The sequence below is a fragment of the Streptomyces sp. NPDC048352 genome (assembly GCF_040651895.1).
In the GTDB taxonomy this organism is placed as follows: domain Bacteria; phylum Actinomycetota; class Actinomycetes; order Streptomycetales; family Streptomycetaceae; genus Streptomyces.
This window is the reverse complement of record NZ_JBEZKZ010000163.1, coordinates 1-2,091: the sequence shown is the minus strand read 5'-3', so window position 1 is coordinate 2,091 and position 2,091 is coordinate 1. Positions and strand designations below refer to the sequence as shown.

Below are 2,091 nucleotides of genomic sequence, written 5' to 3'. Positions count from 1 at the left end.
TACGCGGGCGGCCCTCCGCCTTGCGATGCACGGCACCAGACGCCGCAGGGCCCGCCCTTCGGGCGGCCGGCGCTACTTCGCGGACACCCCCTAGGACGCCGCCGCGCCCCGGCCCGGGCGGGTTCGCGCCGGACTGTCAGGTCCGGGGCGCGGGCGGGGGCTACTTGTCGATGTCGCCGACGACGAAGAAGAGCGAGCCCAGGATCGACACCATGTCCGCGACCAGCTGCCCCGGCAGGAGCACGGCCAGCGCCTGGATGTTGTTGAAGGAGGCGCTGCGCAGCTTCAGCCGGTACGGGGTCTTCTCGCCCTTGGACACCAGGTAGTAGCCGTTGATGCCGAGCGGGTTCTCCGTCCAGGCGTACGTGCTCCCCTCGGGCGCCTTCAGCACCTTCGGCAGCCGCTGGTTGACCGGGCCGGGCGGCAGCTCGGCCATCCGGTCCAGGCAGGCCACGGCCAGGTCGAGGGCGTTGTGCGTCTGGTCGAGCAGCACCTCGAAGCGGGCCAGGCAGTCGCCCTCGGTGCGGGTGACCACGGTGAGGACGTCCTGGAGGTCCCCATAGGCCAGGTACGGCTCGTCGCGGCGCAGGTCGAAGTCCACGCCGGAGGCGCGCGCGATCGGGCCGGAGACCCCGTACGCGTGCACCGCCTCGGCGGACAGGACGCCGACGCCGCGGGTGCGGCCGCGGAAGATCTCGTTGCCGTGGACCAGCTTGTCGTACACGTCCATGCGGGTGCGGACGTCGGCGATGGCGGCGCGCGCCCGGCCGAGCCAGCCGGCGGGGAGGTCCTCCTTGAGGCCGCCGACGCGGTTGAACATGTAGTGCATGCGGCCGCCGGAGATCTCCTCCATGACGGCCTGGAGCTCCTCGCGCTCGCGGAACGCGTGGAAGATCGGGGTGATGCCGCCCAGTTCGAGGGGGTACGACCCGAGGAACATCAGGTGGTTCAGCACCCGGTTCAGCTCGGCGAGGAGCGTACGCATCCACACCGCGCGCTCGGGGACCTCCATGCCGAGCATCCGCTCGACGGCCATGACGACGCCGAGCTCGTTGGAGAACGCGGAGAGCCAGTCGTGGCGGTTCGCGAGCATCACGATCTGGCGGTAGTCGCGCGCCTCGAAGAGCTTCTCGGCACCCCGGTGCATGTAGCCGACCACCGGTTCGGCGCTGGCGATGCGCTCGCCGTCCAGGACGAGCCGCAGGCGCAGCACGCCGTGGGTGGAAGGGTGCTGGGGTCCGATGTTGAGCACCATGTCGGTGCTCTCCGCCGCACCGCCGATGCCGACCGTGGTCTCCGTCATGGGCGCATTGTCTCAGTCCTAGGGTGGGCCCATGGAGACGGGGACGAAGGGTGAGACGGGCCGGCCGGACTGGGTGGGCCTGCCGGGCGGGCTCCGCCGGCTCCGGCGGCTGCTGCTGGTGGTCTGGACGGTGCCCCTCACGGTGGCCACCGGCGTGTCGCTGGGGCTGGCGGCCGGGCCGGGGTGGGCGGCCTTCGCGGCGTTCTGGCCCGGTGTCCTGGGCTGGGGGTGGGTGCTGGTGGGGCGGAACTGGCGGTCCTGGCGGTACGCGGAGCGGGCGGACGACCTGCTGATCAGCCGGGGCGTGCTGTGGCGGGAGGAGACGGTGGTCCCGTACGGGCGGATGCAGCTGGTGGAGGTGACGTCGGGGCCGCTGGAACGCCGCTTCGGGCTGGCCTCCGTCCAGCTGCACACGGCGGCCGCGGCGACGGACGCCAAGATCCCGGGACTGGCCCCGGAGGAGGCGGAACGCCTCCGCGACCGCCTGACGGCCCTGGGCGGAGCAAGGTCGGCGGGCCTGTGACGGAGCACCCCGCGCGCAACCCGGACCAGACCCCCCCACCCCCGGAACGCACCCCCACACCCCCGCACCCGGGGGCCCCGCAGCGCGGGGCTCCGCAGCCGGGGGACACCCCGGCGCCCCCGCCGCCCGGGGACATCCCCGCGCCCCCGCCGGACCCGCAGGCCGGGGCCGTGCAGCCGGGGGACACCCCCGCGTCCCCGCCGGACCAGCGGCCGGGGTCCGGCCCGGCGGCGCGCCCGGGCCCGGGGTCCGGGGCGGAGCCCCG

At 74.4% G+C, this 2,091-nt stretch carries 2 protein-coding genes; one reads left to right on the top strand and one right to left on the bottom strand.

Annotated features, from left to right (window positions below; all coding sequences use genetic code 11):
- Nucleotides 1-160: 160 nt before the first annotated feature.
- Nucleotides 161-1,303 carry an NADH-quinone oxidoreductase subunit D gene (locus AB0D45_RS34750; protein WP_361600368.1) on the bottom strand — a complete coding sequence of 381 codons (1,143 nt, stop codon included), beginning with the start codon at nt 1,301-1,303 and terminating at the stop codon, nt 161-163.
- A 31-nt stretch (nt 1,304-1,334) separates the two neighbouring features.
- Between AB0D45_RS34750 and AB0D45_RS34745 the strand changes: the two genes are divergently transcribed.
- Nucleotides 1,335-1,826 carry a PH domain-containing protein gene (locus tag AB0D45_RS34745; RefSeq protein WP_361600365.1) on the top strand — a complete coding sequence of 164 codons (492 nt, stop codon included), beginning with the start codon at nt 1,335-1,337 and terminating at the stop codon, nt 1,824-1,826.
- Nucleotides 1,827-2,091: the final 265 nt, after the last annotated feature.